The organism is Streptomyces aureoversilis, from assembly GCF_042657885.1.
In the GTDB taxonomy this organism is placed as follows: Bacteria; Actinomycetota; Actinomycetes; order Streptomycetales; family Streptomycetaceae; genus Streptomyces; species Streptomyces aureoversilis.
Window position 1 is genome coordinate 52,461 of the sequence record NZ_JBHSKJ010000013.1, and the last position, 20,974, is coordinate 73,434.

Genomic DNA, 20,974 nt, shown 5'->3' on the forward strand with positions numbered 1-20,974 from the left:
CGGCGAGGGCGATCGTGCGGATCCGTCATGGGGGCCGTCGTGGGATCCGTCGTGCCGGGATCCGCCTCGGCATCCGCCGCGGGAATGCGGGGGTCCTTGCAGGTTGTTCATCCTTCAACTAAATTGAACGGTGAACGAACCGAGGAGGTCGTCATGCCAGCAGTGACCGTCGAGAACCCGTTGACCCTGCCGCGGGTTTCCGCCCCGGCGGGCGCCCCGCAGCGGCCGGTGCTGTACGTCGGCACGGCTCCGGCGGGTTTCGAGGGCGAGGGATTCCCCGTGCGCAGGGCCTTCGCGGGGATCAATTACAAGTACCTCGACCCGTTCATCATGATGGACCAGATGGGCGAGGTGGACTACGCCGCCGGCGAGCCCAAGGGCACCCCCTGGCACCCGCACCGCGGGTTCGAGACGGTGACCTACATCATCGACGGCACCTTCATCCACCGCGACTCGCACGGCGGCGGTGGCGTCATCACCGACGGCGACACGCAGTGGATGACGGCCGGCTCCGGGCTGCTGCACATCGAGACGCCGCCGGAGGAGCTCGTCACCAGCGGAGGCCTCTTCCACGGGCTCCAGCTGTGGGTGAACCTGCCCCGCGAGGACAAGATGATCGCCCCGAAGTACCAGGACATCCGCGGGGGCAGCGTCAGGCTGCTGGCCTCCGAGGACGGCGGGTCGCTGGTCCGGCTGATCGCCGGTGACGTGGCCGGGCACGAGGGGCCCGGTGCGACGCACACGCCCATCACGATGATCCACGCCTCCGTGAGCCCCGGCGCGGAGCTGACGCTCCCGTGGCGCACCGACTTCAACGCCCTGGCCTACGGGCTCGCCGGGCACGGGTCGGCGGGCGCCGAGGGGCGGCCCTTCGCGATGGGGCAGACGGTCGTCTTCGGGCAGGGCGACTCGGTCACCATCCGGGCCGACCGCAAGCAGGAGTCCCGGACGGAGAACTTCGAGGTCGTGTTGCTCGGCGGACTGCCGATCCGCGAACCGATGCAGCACTACGGGCCGTTCGTCATGAACACCCACGCCGAACTGGCCCAGGCCTTCGACGACTACCAGGCGGGGCGCCTGGGCGTGATCCCGGCGGCGTAGCCCTTGCCAGGGGGCGATCGGGGTACGGGTGCTTGCACCCAAGAATCCGCCGCGGCGGCGCTCAGCCCCCGCGGCGGATTCCGGCGGTGCCGAGCCTGCCTGAGGTACGGACGGCACTGCCGGGCACCCCGTCGGTGGTTGCCCGCCGCCGCGGCGGAGTGGATTGGGGCTCCGCGGCCCGGCCGCGCTAGCCCACCGTCACCCCCGCCCCCTCCTTCTCGTACAGTTCGAACCAGATGTTCTTGCCCTCGCCCCGCGGGTCCACCCCCCACGCCCCGGCCAGGATCTCCATCAGCACCAGGCCGCGTCCCGACGAGGCCATCTCCCCGGGGTGGCGCCGGTGCGGCAGTTCGTCGCTGCTGTCCGAGACGTCGACGCGGACGCACCGCGCACCCGGGTCGCCGGTGATCCGGGCGATCAGCACCGCGTCCCCGTCCGTGTGGACGAGGACGTTGGTGACCATCTCCGAGACCATGAGGACGGCGGAGTCGGTCTGCTCCTCGTCCGGCCAGTCGTGCATGAGGTCCCGGACCTGCTGCCGCGCCTCGGCGATGCGATCCGGTTCGGCCTGGGCGATGGTGAGGACGGTGCGCCGTACGGGCCGCTGCACGGCCGCGGGCCCGGCCGCGGGCCCGGCGCCGGCCGGGCCGACGGCGCGGGCGAGCAGGAGGACGGCGATGTCGTCCTCGCGCCGGTCCAGGAGCGGGCCGGTCGTGTAGTGGGAGGAGGGGCCGTGGACGGCCTGGACGAGGGCGTCGGCGAGGGCCTCCAGGTCGCCGTCCGGCCCGCCGTCGGGGCAGGTCCCCGTCAGGTCCAGGGGCTGTCCTTCGATGACGCCGCGCAGCCGGTCCCACCCGCTGTCCAGGTCGTGGCCGCCGGTCTCGATCAGCCCGTCCGTGCAGACGATCATCGTCTCGCCGGGTTCGAGGACGAGCCGCGTCGTGGGGTAGTCGGTGTCGGGGTCGATGCCGAGCGGCAGCCCGCCCGCGGTGTTGCGGACGAGCATCGTGCCGTCGCCGAGCCGGATGGCCGGGTTGGGGTGGCCGGCCCGGGCGATGTCGAGCCGCCCGCTCTCGGGGTCGACCTCGATGTACAGGCAGGTGGCGAAGCGCGGCTCGGCCTCGTCGCCCTCGGTCTCGGAGGCGTTGATCCCGGCCAGGAAGCGGGAGGCGCGGGAGAGGACCGCGTCGGGGTGGTGGCCTTCGGAGGCGTAGGCGCGCAGGGCGATCCGGAGCTGGCCCATGAGCCCGGCGGCCCGTACGTCGTGTCCTTGGACGTCGCCGATGACGAGCGCGATCCGGCCGAGGGGGAGCGGGATCATGTCGTACCAGTCGCCGCCGACCTCCAGTCCGCCGCCGGTGGGGATGTAGCGCGCGGCGACGGCCATGCCGGGGATGTCCTGCTGCAGGGTGGGCATCATGGACCGCTGCAGGCCGACGGTCAGTTCGCGCTCGGACTCGTGCACGCTGGCCCGGCTCAGGGCCTGGGCGAGCATCCGGGCCACCGTGGTGAGCACGGACCGCTCGTCGGGGCTGAAGGACACCGGCACGCTGAATCCGGCCATCCACGCCCCGATGATCTGTCCCGCGTTGATCAGCGGCAGGAACGCCCAGGACTGCCGTCCGAAGTGCGCGACGTCGTTCCAGGCCTCGGGGAAGCGGCGCCGGTAGTCCTCGGGGGCGGGCAGGTAGATGGCCCGGCCGGTGCGGATGACCTCGGCGGCGGGGTAGGCGGCGTCCATGGGCAGGTCCAGAAACGGTTCTGCACTGCCCGGCGCGTACCCGTGGTGCCCGATCACCCGGACCCGGCTGCCCTCCCCGCTGAAGACCGCGAGCCCCGACGGCTCGAAGCCCGGCATCGACAGCCCCGCGGCCACCCGCAGCACCTCGGCGGTGGAGCGGGCCTCCGCGAGCGCACGCCCGGCGTCCAGCAGGAACGCCTCCCGGTTGCGCCGCCAGTCGCCCGTGACGGTCGTCCGCGCCGCCGACCCCGACTGCGGCTCCGGCACCTCCTGCACCGTGCCGACCAGGACGAAATCCATCCGCCCGGCCACCGCGGCCCGCAACTGCGGACGGCTCCGGGTGCGCACCGTCCGCAGGACCCGTCCCTCGTCGTCCACGACCCGCAGCCGCGCCTCGACGAGGATGCCCTCCGCCACGGCCAGGCTGATGATGCCCTGGAACTCCACCCAGTCCACCGCGTGGAAGCGGGCCCTGGTGGCGGTGTCCGTCAGCTCCGTACGGGTGGCCGGGAGCCCCAGCAGCCGGGCGGCCTCGGCGTCGAAGGTGGCGATGCGCGTGGCGTCGTCCCAGTGCCACAGGCCGGTCGCGGTGGCGGCCAGTACGTCCTCGGTGCGCATTGCCCCACTTTATGCAGGTCTACGCAATGGGTACCACCGAAGGTACGGTGGGCGGATCTTCACAAGCGCGCAGTACCCTTGCTCCCGTGTTGTATGCACGCTAGCCCTGTGCCGCAGGTACGAGCCCTGTGCCGTAGGCACGCTAGCCCACGCCCTCGATCACGACTTGGATGAACGATGCATCGGTACCGGTCCCACACCTGCGGCGAGCTCCGTGCGGCTGACGTCGACACCGACGTGCGACTGAGTGGCTGGCTGCACAATCGGCGCGACCTGGGCGGCATCCTCTTCATCGACCTCCGCGACCACCACGGCCTGGTGCAGCTCGTGGCCCGTCCCGGCACCCCCGCCAACGAGGCCCTGAGCCACCTCACCAAGGAGACGGTCGTCCGCATCGACGGCAAGGTCGTCAGCCGCGGTGCCGACAACGTCAACCCCGAGCTCCCCACCGGTGAGATCGAGGTCGAGGTCACCGCCGTCGAGGTCCTGGGCGCCGCCGAGCCGCTGCCCTTCACCATCAACGCCGAGGACGGGGTGAACGAGGAGCGCCGCCTCGAGTACCGCTTCCTCGACCTGCGCCGCGAGCGCATGCACAGCAACATCATGCTGCGCTCGGCCGTCATCTCCTCCATCCGCGAGAAGATGACCAACCTCGGCTTCAACGAGCTGGCCACCCCGATCCTGTCCGCCACCTCCCCCGAGGGCGCGCGCGACTTCCTGGTGCCGTCCCGTCTGCACGCCGGCAAGTTCTACGCCCTGCCGCAGGCCCCGCAGCAGTTCAAGCAGCTGCTGATGATCGCCGGCTTCGACCGCTACTTCCAGATCGCGCCGTGCTTCCGCGACGAGGACGCCCGCGCCGACCGCTCGCCGGGCGAGTTCTACCAGCTCGACGTGGAGATGTCCTTCGTCGAGCAGGAGGACGTCTTCCAGGTCATCGAGAAGGTCATGACCGACCTCTTCGAGGAGTTCGGCAACGGCCGCCACGTCACCTCGCCCTTCCCGCGGATCCCCTTCCGCGAGGCCATGCTCAAGTACGGCTCCGACAAGCCGGACCTGCGCGCCAAGCTGGAGCTCACCGACGTCTCCGACGTCTTCGAGGGCTCGGAGTTCAAGGCCTTCGCCGGCAAGCACGTCCGCGCGCTGGCCGTCCCGGCCACCGGCGACCAGCCGCGCAAGTTCTTCGACGGCCTCGGCGACTACGCGGTCGAGCAGGGCGCGAAGGGCCTTGCCTGGGTCCGCGTCGGCGAGGGGAACGCCCTCACCGGCCCGATCGCGAAGTTCCTCACCGAGGAGAACGTCAAGGCCCTCGTCGAGCGCCTCGGCCTGGAGCCCGGCCACGCGATCTTCTTCGGCGCGGGCGAGTTCGACGAGGTCTCCAAGATCATGGGCGCCGTGCGCGTCGAGGCCGCCAAGCGCGCCGGCCAGTTCGAGGAGAACGTCTTCCGCTTCTGCTGGATCGTCGACTTCCCGATGTTCGAGAAGAACGAGGACACCGGTCAGATCGAGTTCTCGCACAACCCCTTCTCCATGCCGCAGGGCGGCCTGGAGGCGCTGAACACGATGGACCCGCTGGACATCCTGGCCTGGCAGTACGACATCGTCTGCAACGGCACCGAGCTGTCCTCCGGCGCCATCCGCAACCACGAGCCCGACGTCATGTACAAGGCGTTCGAGATCGCCGGTTACAGCAAGGAGGAGGTCGAGAAGGAGTTCGGCGGCATGCTGCGCGCCTTCAAGTTCGGCGCCCCGCCGCACGGCGGCATCGCCCCGGGCGTCGACCGCATCGTGATGCTCCTGGCCGACGAGCCGAACATCCGCGAGACCATCGCCTTCCCGCTCAACGGCAACGCGCAGGACCTGCTGATGGGTGCCCCGAGCGAGGTCGACGAGGCCCGCCTGAAGGAGCTCCACCTGTCGATCCGCAAGCCGGTCGTCAAGTAGTCCTCCGGTACGTCCGTACGTCACCGAGCCCCCGCGCCGTCTCCTCGGCGCGGGGGCTCGGGCGTTCCGTCGTTCCGCCGGCGGCTCAGCGGCTCAGCGGCTCAGTAGCCGGTCTCCCCGTCCGTCCGCTCGCGCAGCAGGTCCGCGTGCCCGTTGTGCCGCGCGTACTCCTCGATCATGTGGAGGAAGATCCACCGCAGGGACACCTCCCGGCCCTGCACCGCCCCCACGGCGTTGAGCGACAGGGGCGCGTAGGCGGCCCGGGCCCGGGCGATCTCCTCCTGCCACACGGTCACGGCCCCCGCGAGGCTCGCGTCCGGCGCGACGGCGAGGCCCGCATTGGCGTCGCCCAGGTCCTCGGCGGTTCTCGCCTCGGCGCCCGCACCCGGCCCGTACAGCGGCGGCGCCGCCTCGCGCTGGAGCACTCTGCGGAACCACTGCCGCTCCACCTCGCCCATGTGCTGCACGAGGCCCAGCAGGCTCAGCGCGGACGGCGGCGCCGCGGGCTCCCGCGCTTGCTCGTCGGTCAGACCGTCCACCTTGCGCGCGAGGGTGGCGCGCTGGAAGTCCAGCCAACTCTCCAGTGTGGTGCGCTCATCGGCCGTCAGGGGTGGGATGGCCCGCTCTGTCGTCACCATGACGGCAGTGTCACATGAGCGCGGTCACCATGGGCAGCTTCGGGCAGCATCCCGCAGCGCTGTGCACGGCCCGCGACAGCTGCCGTCGCGTGATCGCCGGCCGCCATAGCACGGAGTGCACGCCGTACTCCGCGACGGCCATCAGCTCGCTCTCCCCGAGCTCGTCGGCGACCAGCACCACCGGCGCCTCGCCCGTGCGCGTCAGCCGCCGCAGGGTGGCCGCCGCGGCCGGGTCGTCGGCCCCCATGAGGACGAAGTCGACTTCCCCGTCCTCGCCCCGCCGCACCACCTGCACCTCGGGCAGTACGGCCCGCATCTCCCGGGCGAACCGGGCCCGCGCCAGCTCGTCGGTGGCGTGCACGCTGATGGTGATCGGCTTCTTGAACACTGCTCTTCCTCGTCTTCCCGGCTTCCCCCGTGCGGTGTGGCCCCCAGCCTGGTCCGCCGGTCTCAACGGACGATTACCGTTCCATCAACGGCACGCACGGAGGGCCCGGAACCTCCTCGGTTCCGGGCCCTCCGCTGCTGGTCGGTGGGGTGACTAGGCCGCCGGCTCCTCGCCGCCGCCGAAGCGCTCGCGGTAGGCCTCCAGGTCGTCCTCGGTGATCTTCGCGAAGAGCACCGGCGGGACGCTGAACGGCGTACCGGCCGGGATGAAGGACAGCGAGCGGGCCTCGTCCGCCGTGACCCACGTCCGCGTGTCGTCGGCCAGGTCGAACGCGAAGCGCAGGGCCGACGCCGACTGCGGGATGAACGGCTCGGAGATCACCGCGTACAGGTGGATCAGGTTCATCGCCGTGCGCAGCGTCAGCGCCGCGGCCTCCGGGTCGGTCTTGATCTCCAGCCAGGGGGCCTTCGTCTCCAGGTACGAGTTGCCCGCGCTCCACAGTGCGCGCAGGGCCTGGGCGGCCTTGCGGAACTGCATGGCCTCCATGTGCTCCTCGTACTCCTGGAGCAGCTGGGCGATCTCGCGGCCCAGGTTCGTCTCGGCCTCGCCCGCCTCGGAGCCGGCCGGGACCGTCTCGCCGAAGCGCTTCTTGGAGAAGGACAGGACGCGGTTGACGAAGTTGCCGAGGACGTCGGCGAGGTCCTTGTTCACGGTGGCCGAGAACAGCTCCCACGTGAACGACGTGTCGTCCGACTCGGGGGCGTTGGCCATCATGAAGTAGCGCCAGTAGTCGGCGGGCAGCAGCGCCAGTGCGTCGTGCGTGAAGACGCCGCGCTTCTGGGACGTGGAGAACTTGCCGCCGTAGTAGTTGAGCCAGTTGAAGGCCTTGACGTAGTCGACCTTCTTCCACGGCTCCCGGGTGCCCAGCTGGGTGGCCGGGAACATCACCGTGTGGAAGGGGACGTTGTCCTTGCCCATGAACTGGGTGTAGCGGACGTCCGTCGCCTCGTACCACCAGGACTTCCAGTCCCGGTTCTCCGGGTCCTGGCCCGCCCACTCCTTCGTCGCGCCGATGTACTCGACCGGGGCGTCGAACCAGACGTAGAAGACCTTGCCCTCGGCCGCCAGCTCCGGCCACGTGTCCGCCGGGACCGGCACGCCCCAGTCCAGGTCACGGGTGATGGCGCGGTCGTTCAGCCCCTCGGTCAGCCACTTGCGGGCGATCGAGGACGCCAGGACCGGCCAGTCCTTGCCGTGCTCGTCGATCCACGCCTCGACCTCGCCCTGGAGCTTCGACTGGAGGAGGAAGAGGTGCTTGGTCTCGCGGACCTCCAGCTCGCTGCTGCCGCTGATCGCCGAGCGGGCGTCGATCAGGTCCGTCGGGTCCAGGACGCGCGTGCAGTTCTCGCACTGGTCGCCGCGGGCCTTGTCGTAGCCGCAGTGCGGGCAGGTGCCCACGATGTAGCGGTCGGGGAGGAAGCGGCCGTCCGCCAGGGAGTAGACCTGGCGGATCGAGCGCTCCTCGATGAACCCGTTCTTCTGCAGCTGCCGCGCGAAGTGCTGGGTGATCTCGTGGTTCTCCGGCGACGAGCTGCGGCCGAAGTAGTCGAAGGACAGCGCGAAGCCGTCGTAGACCGCCTTCTGCGCGTCGTGCTGCTGAGCGCAGAAGTCGGCGACCGGCAGGCCGAGCTCCTTGGCGCCCAGCTCGGCCGGGGTCCCGTGCTCGTCGGTGGCACAGATGAACAGCGTCTCGCGGCCGGTCTGGCGGAGGTACCGGGCGTACACGTCCGCCGGGAGCATGGACCCCACCATGTTGCCCAGGTGCTTGATCCCGTTGATATACGGAAGGGCGCTGGTGATGAGGTGTCGAGCCATTTCGGCTGCTCCCTGGTCGCGGGCGGTATATGGAGGCCTTTAGCGTATCCGAGCGACCGGGTGCGACCGCGCGCCGTTTCTTCAGGCCATCCAGGCGCGCCAGGGCCGGGTGATCACCTCCCGGTAGGTGTGGTGGGAGGGGTTCCGCCCGGCGTGCCGGAAGGTCCACGTCTGGGCGGCGGTGAGGTCCTCGACGGGGTCGGACCTCTCCTCGCAGACGGCGCACTGCATCGCGTAGGTGATGGGCTCGGCGTCGGGCTCGCGGTCGGGGGTGAGGGTCCAGGTGCCGAAGCGGTAGACGGCCCGTGGGGGATTTTCATTACTCACGCCGTATGGATGCCCACGGGGGCGCAGCGTGACGTGTTACGGAATGGATACGGGCAGTGATGTACGGAATCTCTGGCCAGAGGGTATGTCATCCGTAACGGGAGCCATCGGTATTCGGGTAACCCGTTCATGTCCCGCGCGCGGCGCGCCGAAGTCGGCCAAAGTGCACCTCAGCCACATTTCGCCTGGTGCGCCCGCGCCACCCTTGACACTCTGCCGCGGTGCTGCGAATTCACTTCACGGACACCGACCTGCTCAACACCCGCGTCGCCACCGCGCCGGACGCCGCGTGGGAACTGGTGCTGAGCCTGCGGCATTTACGAAGACGGGTCGTGCCGCCGCGCTACGCGGACTGGCGCCGCGACGTCCTCTCACGGCTGCCGCACCCGCGGCCGCGCGAGGCGTACCGGGAGGTCGCCGTCGATCCGTACTGGGAGGACGTGCGGTCCAGCGTGGACGGCGACCGGGCCCTGCGGATCCGGGCCCTGCTCGACGGCGGGGTCAACGGGCTGCTCCGCAGCTACGTGCCCACCATGCGATGGGCGCCGCCGACCCTGCACGTCCGCAGCGTCGTGGACAGGGACTACACCCTCCGCGGCCGCGGGCTGCTGCTCCAGCCGTCGCACTTCTGTCACGGCGTGGGGCACCTGCCCGAGGACCCGGACGCACCGCCGGTCCTCGTGCACCCGGCGGCCCAGCCGCAATCGGACCCGGCAGGGGACAAGGCGCTGGCGCGCCTCATGGGCGCGACCCGCGCGGGGATCCTCATCGCCGCCGGGACGGCCTGCACCTCGGGGGAGCTCGCCCGCCGCGTGGGCGTCTCGGCTCCGACGGTCAGCCATCACCTGTCGGCCCTGCGGGACGCGGGCCTGCTGAGGACCATGCCGCACGGAACGAGCGCGCTGCACGTCCGTACGCGTACGGGTTCCGCGCTCGTGAATTCGAGCTGCGAGTTTCGATGAGGATCGAAGGCGCTGTCTTTCGCTCCGCCCGCGGGACAGGATGGCGCACGAAACCGAAACGCTTCCTGCAAACGAGCGAAACAGGAGGGCTTTCGTATGAGATTCAAACGTCTGGCAGTGGCCGGGGCGATTGCCGTCGCCACCGCGGGTTCGGGCCTTCTGGCCACCTCGCCGGCCTCCGCGTCGACGGATCAGTTCGCGGCGGCCTGCTCGTCCGGCTACGCGTGCCTGTTCTACCACCAGAACTACACAGGTGCGATCTACAAGCAGTACAACAACGACGCGAACTACGCGAACAACCGCTTCGTGACGAGCACGTCGACGCGCGGCGGCTCCGGTTCGGGCCTGGTCGTGCGGAACAACGCGGCGTCGGTCGACAACTGGGACTTCAACAACGCCATCACGATCTACTACAGCCCGAACTACACCGGGACGCACCAGCGCATCGCGGCCGGCGGACAGGCGAATCTCATTCCCTCGCTGCGGAACAACAACGCGTCCGGCAAGTTCGGGTGATCGAGCTGCCGTCGCGCAAAGGGAGCCCCGCCCGTCGTCACGGGCGGGGCGCCTTCACTGTCGCCCTCGTGGGCGTCTTCCTCGCGGTCGCGGGGTGTTCCGGCTCCTCGTCCGGCGACAAGGTGCCGCAGCCGGGCGCGTTCCCCGAGATGACGTCCGCCGCTTCCCACTCCCTCCCCATCGACCCCTACCTCCTCACCCATGACCAGGCCGACCGCCTGGATTCCGCACAGCGCACCCTCGTGGAGCGCTGCATGCGCCGTTTCGGGGTCACCTACCGACCGGCCGCCCCCGCAACCCCCTTCCGGCCGAAGACCCGTACGCAGTACCGCTACGGCATCACCGATCCCTCCGCCGCCGCCCGTTACGGCTTCGCGCCGCCCGGCAGTCCGCGCACCCCGCCTCCGCCGCCCGCGTCGCCGCCCCTCTCCGCCGAGGCGAGCATCGTCCTCACCGGTACGGACGACCCGAAGGTGAAGCCCGGCAGCGGCGCCGCGAAGGGCGGACAGCGGGTCAACGGGCACCGGGTGCCGCCGGGCGGCTGTACGGGCGAGGCGCGTTCCGCGCTGCGGGCGGACAACGCCGAGGCCGGGGGAGACGCGCCGGTCGCCGACCGGATCAACGCCGGGAGCTTCGAGCGCTCGCAGCGCGACCCGCGCGTGGTGCGCGTCTTCGCCCGGTGGGCGTCCTGCATGAAGGAGCGCGGCTTCCCTTCGTACGCCGATCCGCTCGAGGCCGGGGCCGACGCGGCCTGGCGCACGCCCGAGCCGTCCGCGGAGGAGCGGGAGACGGCGGCGGCCGACGCGCGGTGCAAGGAGGAACACAACGTGGTGGGCGTCTGGTTCGCGGTCGACGCGGCGTACCAGCGGCAGGAGATCGACCGGAACGCGAAGGAGCTCGCCGCCGTCAGGGCGGAGCTCGCCGCCCGCCAGGAACTGGCCGGGGCTGCCCTGGGCACCCTCCCTCCCCGCCCCTAGGGTGGGCGGCCTGACCGCACGTTCCGACGTCCGCTCCGTACCCAGGAGGGTTCATGAGCGTCCACGCCACCACCACGTACCTGGTCAGGAACGAGAAGACCGGGCTGTACCTGACGGTCCGGGGACTCAGCAGGCACGACGCCGCCGACATCGTCCAGGAGCCGCTCCACGACTGGCCGCGGCGCGCGAGCCAGGCGTGGCGCCTGGAGCCCGGGCAGGGCGGCGAGCACGTCCACCGGCTGCAGAACCAGCACAGCGGGCGCTATCTGCAGGTGCGGCACTGCCGCAAGGACCCGGGTGCGCCGGCCGAGCAGCGGCACCTGGAGGAGAACGACCCGGCGTACCGGAGCCAGACCTGGGAGATCCGGAACGGCGGCGGCGGTTGCCGGATCGTCAACGTCCACAGCGGGCTGGGGCTGAACGTCCGCGGCCACTCGGCGGCCGCCGGTGCCGTCGTCGAGCAGCGGGCGGGGGACGAGGAGAACAAGGTCTGGAGCTTCGAGGCCGTGGAGCCGCGCGGGGAGGCGAAGCTCTTCCACGCGCTGGCGGGGACGGTCGTGGAGCCGAGTTCGCTCGGGATCCTGGTGACGCTCACCAGTGCGCTCAAGGCCTCGCTGGAGGCGTCCGGCGGGATCTTCGGCACGGTCTCGAAGTGGGTGCCGGGGAGCACCACGCCGTACATCGTCTTCGACGGCTTCCGCGGCGACGAGGTCGTCCGCTTCTCGCAGCGCAACCGGGTGGAGGGCGGGCCGCGGAAGATCAGCGAGCAGTTCCCGCACCTGCCGAAGGAGTTCCACGGCGGCTTCGACTTCGTGACGCGGGCGCCGGGGTGGAGCGAGCACCGGTACGTGGGCGTCAAGGGAGACCTGGCCGTCGAGTTCTCGGGCCGGGGGAGCGGCGAGAGCCTGCGCAGCACCGACTTCTTCTACCCGCGCGAGCAGCTGGAGCCGGTGATCGGCGGGGCGGTCAGGGCGGCGGTGCAGGGGACGCCGGACGGCCGGTACCACCTGGTGTTCGGGGAGAAGGGCGCGGCGGCGCTGATCGACGTGCCGCGGGGGCCGGCGGCCGGGAAGCGGGGCGCGGACCGGCGCGACGTGCGGCCGGTGCGGCTGGACCACCTGCCCGAGCCGTGCAGGCCCGATGCCATCGCCTCGGCGGCCGTGGGCGACGAGATGCACTTCTTCGCGGTCAAGGGCGATCAGTACCTCGTCTTCACCTTCCGCGAGGTGGTCCACGGGCCGGGGAAGATCCTCGACGCGTATCCGTTCCTGCTGGGGCTGTGGGGCTGAGCGAACGGCTGCCGAGCGAACGGCCTTGCCCGGGACCTTGCCGGGATCTTGCCCGGGCGTTGTGACCGGGTGGCGGGGGCTGCCCCTCCCGCCACCCGGTTCCCCTCCCTCTTGAAGGAAGCCTCAAGGGAAGCCTCGGTGCCTCGACGGAGGCCTCGGTGCCCTGACGGAAGCCTCAGTGGAAGTAGACGACGTCGACCTGGCCGTCCGCCCGGTAGGAGAAGCCGGCTTCGCCGCTGCCTTCTCCGGGCGGGAGGGTGACGAAGTCGACGGCGTCCTGCAGGGAGGCGAACGTGCCCGCGTGGGACGTCTTCACCTCGCCTTCCTCGCTGGGGACGGCTTCGCCGGGAACGGCCATGTGTGTGCTCCTGTATTCCTGTGCCGATGCGCTGTATCCGAAGAGTGATCCTGCGATTACCAACCGTAGTTGTTCGATCGGCGGACCGTAACCGCGCTCCAGGGGCGCGCGGAGGCATCCCCCGGGGCGCGAACGGCGCGTTCATGTCACCGCTATCCGGTCAATGGAGAGGTTTGCGAAACATGTCCTCCTGTACACCGCATCCTGGGAGGGGATGCGTTGCCGAAGGAGACGGACGAGGACATGCGGGTACTGGTCGCCGAGGACGAAGAGATACTGGCCGAGCTGATCGCCACGGGCCTGCGCCGGGCCGGCTTCGCCGTGGACACCGTCTACAGCGGTGACGCCGCCATCGCCTACCTCTCCCTCCACGACTACGACGTCGTGGTCCTCGACCGCGACCTGCCGCGCGTCCACGGCGACGACGTCGCCCGGCACCTCGTCGCCGACGGCTCCCGCACCCGCATCCTGATGCTCACCGCCGCCGGCTCGATGGAGGACCGGGTGGCGGGGCTGGACCTGGGCGCCGACGACTACCTGCCCAAGCCGTTCGAATTCCCCGAGCTGATCTCGCGGGTGCGCGCGCTGCGGCGGCGCAGCGCCCGGCCGGCGCCGCCGCTGCTGGAGAAGGCCGGGCTGCGGCTCGACACGGTGCGGCGGACCGCCGACCGCGAAGGCCGGGACCTGGACCTCTCGCCCAAGGAGTTCGCCATCCTGCAGCTGCTGCTGGAGGCGGACGGGGCGGTCGTCAGCGCGGAGGAGCTGCTGGAGCGCGCGTGGGACGCCCACGCCGACCCGTTCACGGGCGCGGTGCGCGTGGCCATGAGCAAGCTGCGCGGCAAGCTCGGGGAGCCGGCGCTGATCCGCACGGTGCAGGGCGTGGGGTACGCGCTGTGAAACCGGTGAGGCGGCCGTTCCTCACGGCCCGTACGCGCATCGCCGTCGCCTTCGGCGGGATTTTCCTCGTGCTCGGCGGGGCCCTCCTGCTCACCGTGAACCTGCTCTCGCGCGCCGGCACCCGGGAGCGGGCGACGACGATCGCGCGGCAGGCCGTGCCGGTCGAGCTCGTCCGGCCCGGGGAGACGGTGAACACGTGGACGGCGTACCGGATCTCCGGCGACGTCAGCGCCGCCGCCTCCCAGCAGATGGTCATGTGGTCGGCCGCGGCCCTGCTCGTGACGGCGCTGCTGGCGGTCGGCGTGGGGTGGTGGACGGCGGGCCGCTGCCTGCGCCCCGTCCAGGGCGCCTTCGAGAGCCAGCGCCGCTTCATCTCCAACGCCTCGCACGAGCTGCGCACGCCGCTGGCCGTCCAGCGCACGGCGATCCAGGTGGGGCTGGACGGGGATCCGTCCCCGGACGAACTGGCCCACGTGCGGACGACGCTGCTGGAGGCCAACCGCCGCTCCGAACGCCTCATCGACGGCCTGCTCCTGCTCGCCCGCAGCGACCGCGGCCTGGAGCGCCGCGACCCGCTCGACCTGGCCGACGTCGTCGCGGAGGAGACCGGCGCCGTCGCGGGCCGTGCGGAGCGGGCCGGGGTGCGGCTGTCCGTGCGCAGCGAGCGGGCGCCCCTGCGGGGCAACCGGGTGCTGCTGGGGCAGCTGGCCGGGAACCTGCTGCGGAACGCGGTGGAGTACAACCACCGCGGCGGCGACGTGGACGTGCTGGTCGAGCCGGGCCGGCTGGTGGTGCGCAACACCGGCCCGGTCGTGGCCGCGGCGGACATCCCGGCCCTCTTCGAGCCGTTCCGGCGGGGGCGCGGCAAGGAACGGCTCTCCGGCGGCACGGGCCTGGGCCTGTCCATCGTCCAGTCGATCGCCCGCGCGCACGGGGGGCGGGCCTGGGCCGTGCCGAACCGGGGCGGGGGGCTGCGGGTGACGGTGGAGATACCGGAGCCGGGGCGGTAGACGGAGGGCCCGGGGCGGTGTTCCGCCCCGGGCCCTCCGTCCGCTCACCGCAAGGTCAGTCCTTGACGATGCCCGCCGCCCGGGCCTCCTTCAGCCAGTCCGGGAACTCCACCATCAGCTCCGCGTAGAGCTGGGCGGCCGTCAGCGACTTCGGGTCGCGGCCCGCGTGGAAGAAGCCCGCGTTGTCGACGACGCGCTTCTCCGGCACGGGGAGGTCGTCCAGCTTGCGGAGGAAGTCGAAGCCCTTGCCCTCCGGGTCGCCGAAGGCGACGAACTGCCAGAAGATCGGCAGGTTCGCGCTCTCGCACAGGGCGCGTTCCGCGGCCGGCTTGCTGTACGGGCCGCCGTCCGTCTGGAAGATGACGAACGCGGGGGCGGTCGAGCCGGACTTCCTGTAGTGCTCGATCACCGCCTCCATCGCCCAGTGGTAGTTGGTGCGGCCCATGTGGCCCATGGAGGAGTGCAGTTCCCCGATGCGTCCCTCGTAGTTGCCGAGGTCGATCTCGGCCACGCCGTCGACGTCCGTCGAGAAGAAGACGACCGGGACCGTGCCGTCGTCGTCCAGGTTGGCGGACAGGCCGAGGGCCTGCTCGGCGAGGTGCTGCACCGTGCCGTTCTTGTAGAACTCGCGCATCGAGCCGGAGCGGTCGAGGACGAGGTAGACGGCCGCGCGCTGCCCGGTCAGGCCCTGCTTCTCCAGGGAGACGCCGGCGGCCTTGTAGAGGCTCACCAGTCCGGGAGCGGACTTCTCCACCTTCGTCAGGCTGATGGCGGGGCTCTGCGCAGGGGTGCCCTGGGCGGGCACGGTCTGCGCGGGAACGGCCTGTGCCGGGGCGGCCTGCGCAGGGACGGTCGGTGCGGAGGCCGCCTGTGCGGAGGCTGCCTGTGCGGAGACGGTTTCCGCCGGGGCTTCGTCGCGCGGCGGGAAGGCCGGGGCGGGCTCCGGCACCGGGCCCGGCGCGGGCTCCGGCTTGCGGACCGGGTCCGGGCCGGGGGCCGGCTCGGGCACCGGCTCGGGGTCGACCGGCGGGACGGGCTCCGGCTCGGGGATGGGCTTGGGCGTGGGCACCGGCGTGGGCTGCGGCTCGGGCTCCGGGCTGGGCTCCGGCGGCATCGGTCCCGGGCCCGGGCGCGGACCGGGGGTGGGGCCGGGCCGCGGCGGCACGTGCGGCTCCAGCGGACCGGGGTCGGGGATCGTGCCCCCGTCCGGCTCGCCGACCGGCCCGTCGGTCCGGCCTCCGCCGCCACCCTGCTGCGGCGGCACGGGCGCGGGGAGGGGCTCGGCGGGCGTCGGTTCGGCGGCCGGGGCGGCGATCTGGGCTCCGTCGTTGCCCTGCTGCGGCGGCACGGGTACGCGGTGGGGCTCGGCGGGCGTCGGTTCGACGGCCGCCGGTTCGGCGATCGGGTCGCCGGTCAGGCCGGTGGTCCGGGATCCGTCGTCGGCCTGCTGGGGCGGTACCGGCGCGGGCGGGGGCTCGGTGGCCTTCGACCCGGCGGACCCAACGGCCGCCGGCTCGGTGGTCTCCGGCTCGCCGGTGGCGGCTGCCGCCTCGGGCGTCTCCGCGGAGACCCGCGGGCGGGCCACAACCGGATCGGGGCGGGATTCCGTAAGGGATGGGTCACGGGACTCCGTGCGCGCCTCGCCGGAGGCGGCCCGTGGCTCGGGCTCCTGCGAGGGCGCGGGCACGGAAGGCGGCGCGCTCTGCTGGGGCAGGCTCGCGTCGTCTCGTTCGGCCGCCGCTGTCCTGGACCGGCCGAACGCGTTCCGCAGCAGACTCCGAATGCCCATGTGGAGTAGTCCTTCACGTGTCTCGGGAGCTATGAAATGTCCGTGTTGCGGGTATACGTCCCCCGGGGGGACGGTGACGTAAGGCTAGCCGCCCCCCTATTCCCCGCATGCTCAGACCCTCGCGAGGCACTCCCGGCCGCCCCACGCACGGGGGACGGGTCCTACGCCCACTTGGGGCCACGGGAGTTCACGCCGCGTCAGGAACGGACGGCGCGGACAGCGTTTTCACGCCACTCGGAGCATGAACCTCCGGGTCAGCGGCGCAGCGGCCGGACGAAGACCTCCAGGGCGTCCCCCACGTCCCCCGCCGCGGGCGGGCGCACCTGCCCCGCCCGCTGCCAGCCCCACGCGCGGCGGGCGGCCTCCGCCTCCGGGGCGTGCGCGTCCGCGGGGCCCATGACCAGCGCCGCGAGCGCCGCGCCGCTGCCGGACAGCAGCCGGTCGTGCAGCCGCCGGCCGATGCCCTGGCGGCGGTGGCGGGGCGCGACCACGAGCTCGGCGACGGCGAAGACCCGGCCGGCGGCCGTCTGCTCCTCCAGCTCGTCGGGGACGGGGCCGAGGAAGCCCTGCCACCGGGCGCTGTCGCGCGCGAGCGGATAGCCGTACGCGCAGCCCACCGGGCCGCCGGCGTCCGCGACCACCAGGTCGAAGCCCGGCCGCGCGGAGTGCTCGGCGAGCCGCTCGCGGAAGCGGTCGCGGCTGTGGAAGGGCTCCACGCGCGGCTCGCTCCCGGGCCCCCCGGCCGGGCCCCCGTGGCCGACGTGCGGTCGTGCGTACGCCGTGACGTGCAGATCCGCGAGCTGGTCGCGGTACTGGTCGGCCTGCCAGCGGCTCAGCCTGCGAAGGAAGACGTCACCCATGCGCCCTTCTTGCCCAGCTGAACCCGTACCCACCCGCCGCCGGCGCGCACGGTTTCCGGGACGGTAACGGCAGGGGGCGGACAGGCCACGGGCGGGACAAGAGCAGGGTAAGAAATCGGTCCAGGGCAACCCTGTCCACCCATTCCGGCCTCTTCATCGGTGAGTATCGCTTTACCGAACACAAGTACCCACCACAGGGGCAGGGGGTTGAGAGACGCATGGGCCTGACCAGCAGGTCGCTCTTGTACACGGTGGTGTTCGTCGCCGTGGTGTGTGTGGGTCTCACCCTCTGGCTCTGGCCGCGGCTCTCCGGGCGCGGCGTACTGCCCCTGCTCGGACGGCTCGGCGCGATCCTGGTCACTCAGTTGACGATCATGTCCTCGGTGCTGCTCGCGGTGAACGCCGAGAACAGCTTCTACGGCTCGTGGAGCGAGCTGATCGGCAAGTACGACCGGGCGCCGGGGCAGGTCACCCAGGGCGTCGAGAGCGGCGGTGGCCCGAACGCCGCGGCGGTCGACGCGGGCAAGGGCGGGCTCGTGAAGCACACCGGCACGGAGGGCATCGACAGGACCGACATCCCGCAGGGGCCGAAGGAGAAGGTCGGCGCGGTGGAGTCGGTGCGGCTCGTCGCCCGCCGCGCGGGCGTCGTGGAGCCGGCGTTCGTCTACCTGCCGCCGCAGTACTTCCAGGAGCAGTACAAGCGGCAGCGCTTCCCCGTGATCATTGCCATCAGCGGCTACCCCGGCGGCATCACGAACCTCTCCCACTTCCTGCGGGTGCCGAAGACGGCGAGCGAGCTGATCACCGAGCGCCGGATGCAGCCGACCGTGATCGTGATGGTCCGGCCGACGATCGCGCCGCCGCGCGACACCGAGTGCGTGGACGTCCCCGGCGGCCCGCAGGCGGAGACCTACTTCACCAAGGACCTGCCCGAGGCCCTGAAGAGCGCCTACCGCGTCGGCCACGAAGCCAGCGCGTGGGGCGTCATGGGCTACTCCTCGGGCGGCACGTGCGCGCTGGAACTCGCCATGCGGCAGCCCGGAACGTATCCGGTGGCGGGCGCCCTCTCGGCCGACTACAAGATCAAGAACGATCTGACCACGGGAAACCTCTTCGGTGACGGCGAGGAGGGCGAGAAGAACAAGCGCGAGCACGATCTGATCTGGCGGCTGAAGAACCTGCCGGTCCCGCGCGTCTCGGTGCTCGTCACCAGCAGCAAGGAAGGCGAGAAGAACTTCAAGGAGACGGAGAAGTTCCTCAAGGCCGTCAAGGAGCCGATGACGGCGGCGAAGATCATTCTTCCGTCGGGGAGCCACAACTTCACGACGTGGCGGCGTGAGGTCGGGCCGACGCTGGAGTGGATGGGCAAGCAAATGACGTTTCCGCAGGATGTGAACAACTAGCGCCGGTCGGCTGTGCGGTTGTCTTTACGGTCGTCCGTGCGGTTGTCCGTGCGGTTGTCCGTGCGGTCGTCCGTGCGGTCGTCCGTGCGGTCGTCCGTGCGGTCGTCCATGTGGTCGTCCATCTGTCCGGCCGTCCGGTCGGCCTGCTCCGACTGTTCCGGACCGCTCAGCTCCTCGCTCAGCCAGGAGAACGCGGCCGGGTACATGGAGATCCAGGTGTGGTAGTTGTGCCCGCCGGCCGGAGCCACCATGGTCCGCAGCCGCACGCCGCTGCCGAGCGCCGCCTGCCGGAACTGCTCGATGAGCCAGGGCGGGCTCGCGCGGTCCTGCCGCGACGTCGCCAGGAACAGCCCGACGCCGGCGTGGTCGGTGTGCGCCACCAGCCACGTCGGGCTGTTGCGCTCGCGCAGCCCGGGGTCGGGCAGCGCGCCCTGCGCGCCCGTGAGCGGATCGGGGTCCAGGGCGGCGCCCGCCCCGAAGACCTTCGGGTACTGCAGGGGCAGCTTCGCCGCGCAGTAGCCGCCGGTCGAGATGCCGAGCAGGCCCCACGAGCGGGGATCCTTCGCGGTGCGGAAGTGATGCCGGATCAGGTCCGGCACGTCCCGGGAGAGCCAGGTGGCGACCTTGTGCCCGGGGATGTCGGAGCAGTCCGTGTCCATCCCGCCGGGATCGATGACCGGCACGGCCAGGATGAACGGGCGGCTCGCCCCCGACTGCAGCAGCTTCGCGTAGTCCCCCGGCATGTGGCCCTGCTCCAGCCACGACTGCGGAGAGCCGGGCACGCCGTGCAGCAGCATCACCACCGGAAAGGAGGAGCGGCGGAAGCGCGGGTCGTCGTACTGAGGGGGTGTCCACACCATCACCTGGCCCGACAGCGCCGAGTGCGGCCCCCGGACGTACGTCTGCCGCATCCCCGCGTCGCCGCGCAGGAAGCGGGCGCGCTCGGGCGGCGGGCCCGGCATCGCTACGGGGCCGCCGCCGGTGCGCCCCAGCAGGTCGTCCCAGGAGGCGTAGAGGCCGTAGCTGGTGTTGATCCAGGCGGCGACGACGCAGATGGCGGTGGCCTGGCAGAGCCCGATGAGCACGACGCGCGAGGCCCAGCGGACGGGGGCGGGGCCCGGGATGCGTGCCCAGAGCAACAGCGTGGCCAGCACGGTGCAGACAGTCGCCGCGGCCAGCGCGGCGAAGAAGGCGGTTCCGGTGAGACTCATCGCCGGCGCGCTCCCTCCGCTGGCTCGGCTCGGCTCCCTCGCTCCGTCCATAGATACACGCTGGACGGGAGGCACATGGTGGAGGCGCACGTTGGCTTGTTCGCTCTCCTCCCTTGACGCCGGTGTGCTGCATACGCTCGACGCCGCGGGCGCTCCCGGTACCGGCTGCGGCCGCTGGATGCCCAGCCCCGCACCGCGCGCAGCGGTGCGCGGCCCCATCGACCCGGAGGCGTGCCGTGGCCAAGCAGGACCGTGCGATCAGGACTCGACAGAACATCCTGGAAGCGGCCGCGGTGGTGTTCGACGAACGGGGCTACGACGCCGCCACGATCAACGAGATCCTGGCGCGGGCGGAGGTGACCAAGGGGGCGCTGTACTTCCACTTCCCCTCGAAGGAGGACCTCGCGCACGCCGTCATCGACGCCCAGGCCGAGGCGACGTCCGCGCTGCTGGACCTGCCCGGGGGCTGCCGGATGCAGCGGCTCGTCGACCTCGGCATGGTCTTCTCGCACCAGCTGCTCGTGGACCCCGTGCTGCGCGGGAGCGTACGGCTGACGATGGAGCACGGCTCGCCCGCGCTCCACCGCAGCGGGCCCTTCACGGGGTGGACCGAGCTGCACACCCGGCTCCTGGTGGAGGGCAAGGAGCGGGGGGAGGTCTTACCGGACGTCGTGCCGTGGGAGGTCGCCGAACTGATCGTCGGGGCGTTCGGGGGGATCAACGCGCTGTCGCAGTCGCTGTCCGACCGCGCGGACCTGGAGCGGCGCGCGATCGTCCTCTACGAACACCTGATGCCCTCCGTCGCCGTGCCGGCGGTCCTGGCCCGGCTGGACATGGCCCCGGGCCGCGGAGCGAGGGCGCTTGCCGCGCTGGAGCCGGTGGGGGCGGCTTAGGACACGTCGCCCGCCGCGGCGGCGGCGCCGTCCGGCGGTGCCGTCCGAGCCATGCCCGGGCTTGGCTTGGCACCGCCGGGATACGTCGTGTTGGTTGAGCGCCGTTGCGGCGGAGGGTTTGTGCGGGTGCGGCACGCGGCGCCGGAGCGGCGGCCGGGGCCGGCCTGGCACCGCCGGGGT

19 protein-coding genes are annotated in these 20,974 nt (G+C 71.8%); 10 read left to right on the plus strand and 9 right to left on the minus strand.

The annotated features are described in order from the left end of the window. The first annotated feature begins 153 nt into the window (after nucleotides 1–153). A complete protein-coding gene (locus tag ACFPP6_RS22620; protein ID WP_382045296.1) occupies nucleotides 154–1,101 on the plus strand; it encodes a pirin family protein in 948 nt (315 codons plus the stop codon). A 187-nt stretch (nucleotides 1,102–1,288) separates the two neighbouring features. Here the strand turns inward: ACFPP6_RS22620 and ACFPP6_RS22625 are convergent, their stop codons facing one another. Continuing rightward, nucleotides 1,289–3,460: an ATP-binding SpoIIE family protein phosphatase gene (locus tag ACFPP6_RS22625; protein ID WP_382045299.1), complete on the minus strand. Its 2,172-nt coding sequence runs from the start codon at nucleotides 3,458–3,460 to the stop codon at nucleotides 1,289–1,291. A gap of 177 nt (nucleotides 3,461–3,637) precedes the next feature. On the opposite strand from ACFPP6_RS22625, the gene aspS reads away from it, so the two are divergent. After that, the gene (gene aspS / locus ACFPP6_RS22630) at nucleotides 3,638–5,401 is read left to right on the plus strand and encodes an aspartate--tRNA ligase (RefSeq protein WP_382045302.1); all 1,764 of its coding nucleotides are present in this window, start codon (nucleotides 3,638–3,640) and stop codon (nucleotides 5,399–5,401) included. Nucleotides 5,402–5,502: 101 nt separating this feature from the next. On the opposite strand, the gene ACFPP6_RS22635 is transcribed toward aspS, so the two are convergent. The 4 genes from ACFPP6_RS22635 to ACFPP6_RS22650 form a co-directional block, all read right to left on the minus strand. After that, the gene (locus tag ACFPP6_RS22635; RefSeq protein ID WP_382045305.1) at nucleotides 5,503–6,039 is read right to left on the minus strand and encodes a DinB family protein; all 537 of its coding nucleotides are present in this window, start codon (nucleotides 6,037–6,039) and stop codon (nucleotides 5,503–5,505) included. A gap of 10 nt (nucleotides 6,040–6,049) precedes the next feature. Beyond that, nucleotides 6,050–6,427, minus strand: a complete 378-nt coding sequence (locus ACFPP6_RS22640; RefSeq protein ID WP_382045307.1) for a DNA-binding response regulator — start codon at nucleotides 6,425–6,427, stop codon at nucleotides 6,050–6,052. Nucleotides 6,428–6,580: 153 nt separating this feature from the next. Then, a complete protein-coding gene (gene metG, locus ACFPP6_RS22645) occupies nucleotides 6,581–8,302 on the minus strand; it encodes a methionine--tRNA ligase (RefSeq protein ID WP_382045310.1) in 1,722 nt (573 codons plus the stop codon). Nucleotides 8,303–8,383: 81 nt separating this feature from the next. Further along, nucleotides 8,384–8,629 carry a DUF7848 domain-containing protein gene (locus tag ACFPP6_RS22650; RefSeq protein ID WP_382045312.1) on the minus strand — a complete coding sequence of 82 codons (246 nt, stop codon included), beginning with the start codon at nucleotides 8,627–8,629 and terminating at the stop codon, nucleotides 8,384–8,386. A gap of 221 nt (nucleotides 8,630–8,850) precedes the next feature. Here ACFPP6_RS22650 and ACFPP6_RS22655 point away from each other — a divergent pair, with 221 nt between their 5' ends. The 4 genes from ACFPP6_RS22655 (at nucleotide 8,851) to ACFPP6_RS22670 (ending at nucleotide 12,373) form a co-directional block, all read left to right on the plus strand. Then, nucleotides 8,851–9,591 (plus strand): ArsR/SmtB family transcription factor, encoded by a 741-nt coding sequence (locus ACFPP6_RS22655; protein ID WP_382045314.1) that lies wholly within the window; start codon nucleotides 8,851–8,853, stop codon nucleotides 9,589–9,591. Between the two features lie 96 nt (nucleotides 9,592–9,687). Beyond that, on the plus strand, nucleotides 9,688–10,107 hold the full coding sequence (locus ACFPP6_RS22660) for a peptidase inhibitor family I36 protein (RefSeq protein ID WP_382045317.1): 420 nt from the start codon (nucleotides 9,688–9,690) through the stop codon (nucleotides 10,105–10,107). Between the two features lie 68 nt (nucleotides 10,108–10,175). Beyond that, nucleotides 10,176–11,084, plus strand: a complete 909-nt coding sequence (locus ACFPP6_RS22665) for a hypothetical protein (RefSeq protein WP_382045320.1) — start codon at nucleotides 10,176–10,178, stop codon at nucleotides 11,082–11,084. Between the two features lie 53 nt (nucleotides 11,085–11,137). Further along, on the plus strand, nucleotides 11,138–12,373 hold the full coding sequence (locus ACFPP6_RS22670) for an RICIN domain-containing protein (protein ID WP_382045323.1): 1,236 nt from the start codon (nucleotides 11,138–11,140) through the stop codon (nucleotides 12,371–12,373). A gap of 175 nt (nucleotides 12,374–12,548) precedes the next feature. Here ACFPP6_RS22670 and ACFPP6_RS22675 read toward each other — a convergent pair whose 3' ends face one another. Beyond that, nucleotides 12,549–12,731, minus strand: a complete 183-nt coding sequence (locus ACFPP6_RS22675) for a hypothetical protein (protein ID WP_058047439.1) — start codon at nucleotides 12,729–12,731, stop codon at nucleotides 12,549–12,551. 243 nt (nucleotides 12,732–12,974) lie between these two features. Between ACFPP6_RS22675 and ACFPP6_RS22680 the strand changes: the two genes are divergently transcribed. Continuing rightward, entirely contained in the window at nucleotides 12,975–13,628 is a 654-nt protein-coding gene (locus ACFPP6_RS22680; RefSeq protein WP_382045665.1) for a response regulator transcription factor, read from the plus strand. Next, complete coding sequence (locus ACFPP6_RS22685) at nucleotides 13,625–14,638, plus strand: sensor histidine kinase (RefSeq protein ID WP_382045325.1); 1,014 nt, start codon at nucleotides 13,625–13,627, stop codon at nucleotides 14,636–14,638. The genes ACFPP6_RS22680 and ACFPP6_RS22685 overlap by 4 nt, the downstream gene beginning before the upstream one ends. Nucleotides 14,639–14,693: 55 nt before the next feature. On the opposite strand, the gene ACFPP6_RS22690 is transcribed toward ACFPP6_RS22685, so the two are convergent. Both ACFPP6_RS22690 and ACFPP6_RS22695 read right to left on the minus strand, forming a co-directional pair. Continuing rightward, nucleotides 14,694–16,427 (minus strand): vWA domain-containing protein, encoded by a 1,734-nt coding sequence (locus ACFPP6_RS22690; protein ID WP_382045328.1) that lies wholly within the window; start codon nucleotides 16,425–16,427, stop codon nucleotides 14,694–14,696. Nucleotides 16,428–16,681: 254 nt separating this feature from the next. Further along, nucleotides 16,682–17,287 carry a GNAT family N-acetyltransferase gene (locus ACFPP6_RS22695; protein WP_382045331.1) on the minus strand — a complete coding sequence of 202 codons (606 nt, stop codon included), beginning with the start codon at nucleotides 17,285–17,287 and terminating at the stop codon, nucleotides 16,682–16,684. A gap of 218 nt (nucleotides 17,288–17,505) precedes the next feature. Here ACFPP6_RS22695 and ACFPP6_RS22700 point away from each other — a divergent pair, with 218 nt between their 5' ends. Then, nucleotides 17,506–18,690, plus strand: coding sequence for an alpha/beta hydrolase (locus ACFPP6_RS22700; protein WP_382045333.1), 1,185 nt, complete (start codon nucleotides 17,506–17,508; stop codon nucleotides 18,688–18,690). On the opposite strand, the gene ACFPP6_RS22705 is transcribed toward ACFPP6_RS22700, so the two are convergent. Continuing rightward, a complete protein-coding gene (locus tag ACFPP6_RS22705) occupies nucleotides 18,687–19,901 on the minus strand; it encodes an alpha/beta hydrolase (protein ID WP_382045336.1) in 1,215 nt (404 codons plus the stop codon). The genes ACFPP6_RS22700 and ACFPP6_RS22705 overlap by 4 nt on opposite strands. A gap of 236 nt (nucleotides 19,902–20,137) precedes the next feature. On the opposite strand from ACFPP6_RS22705, the gene ACFPP6_RS22710 reads away from it, so the two are divergent. Beyond that, nucleotides 20,138–20,794, plus strand: a complete 657-nt coding sequence (locus tag ACFPP6_RS22710; RefSeq protein WP_336013502.1) for a ScbR family autoregulator-binding transcription factor — start codon at nucleotides 20,138–20,140, stop codon at nucleotides 20,792–20,794. Nucleotides 20,795–20,974: the final 180 nt, after the last annotated feature.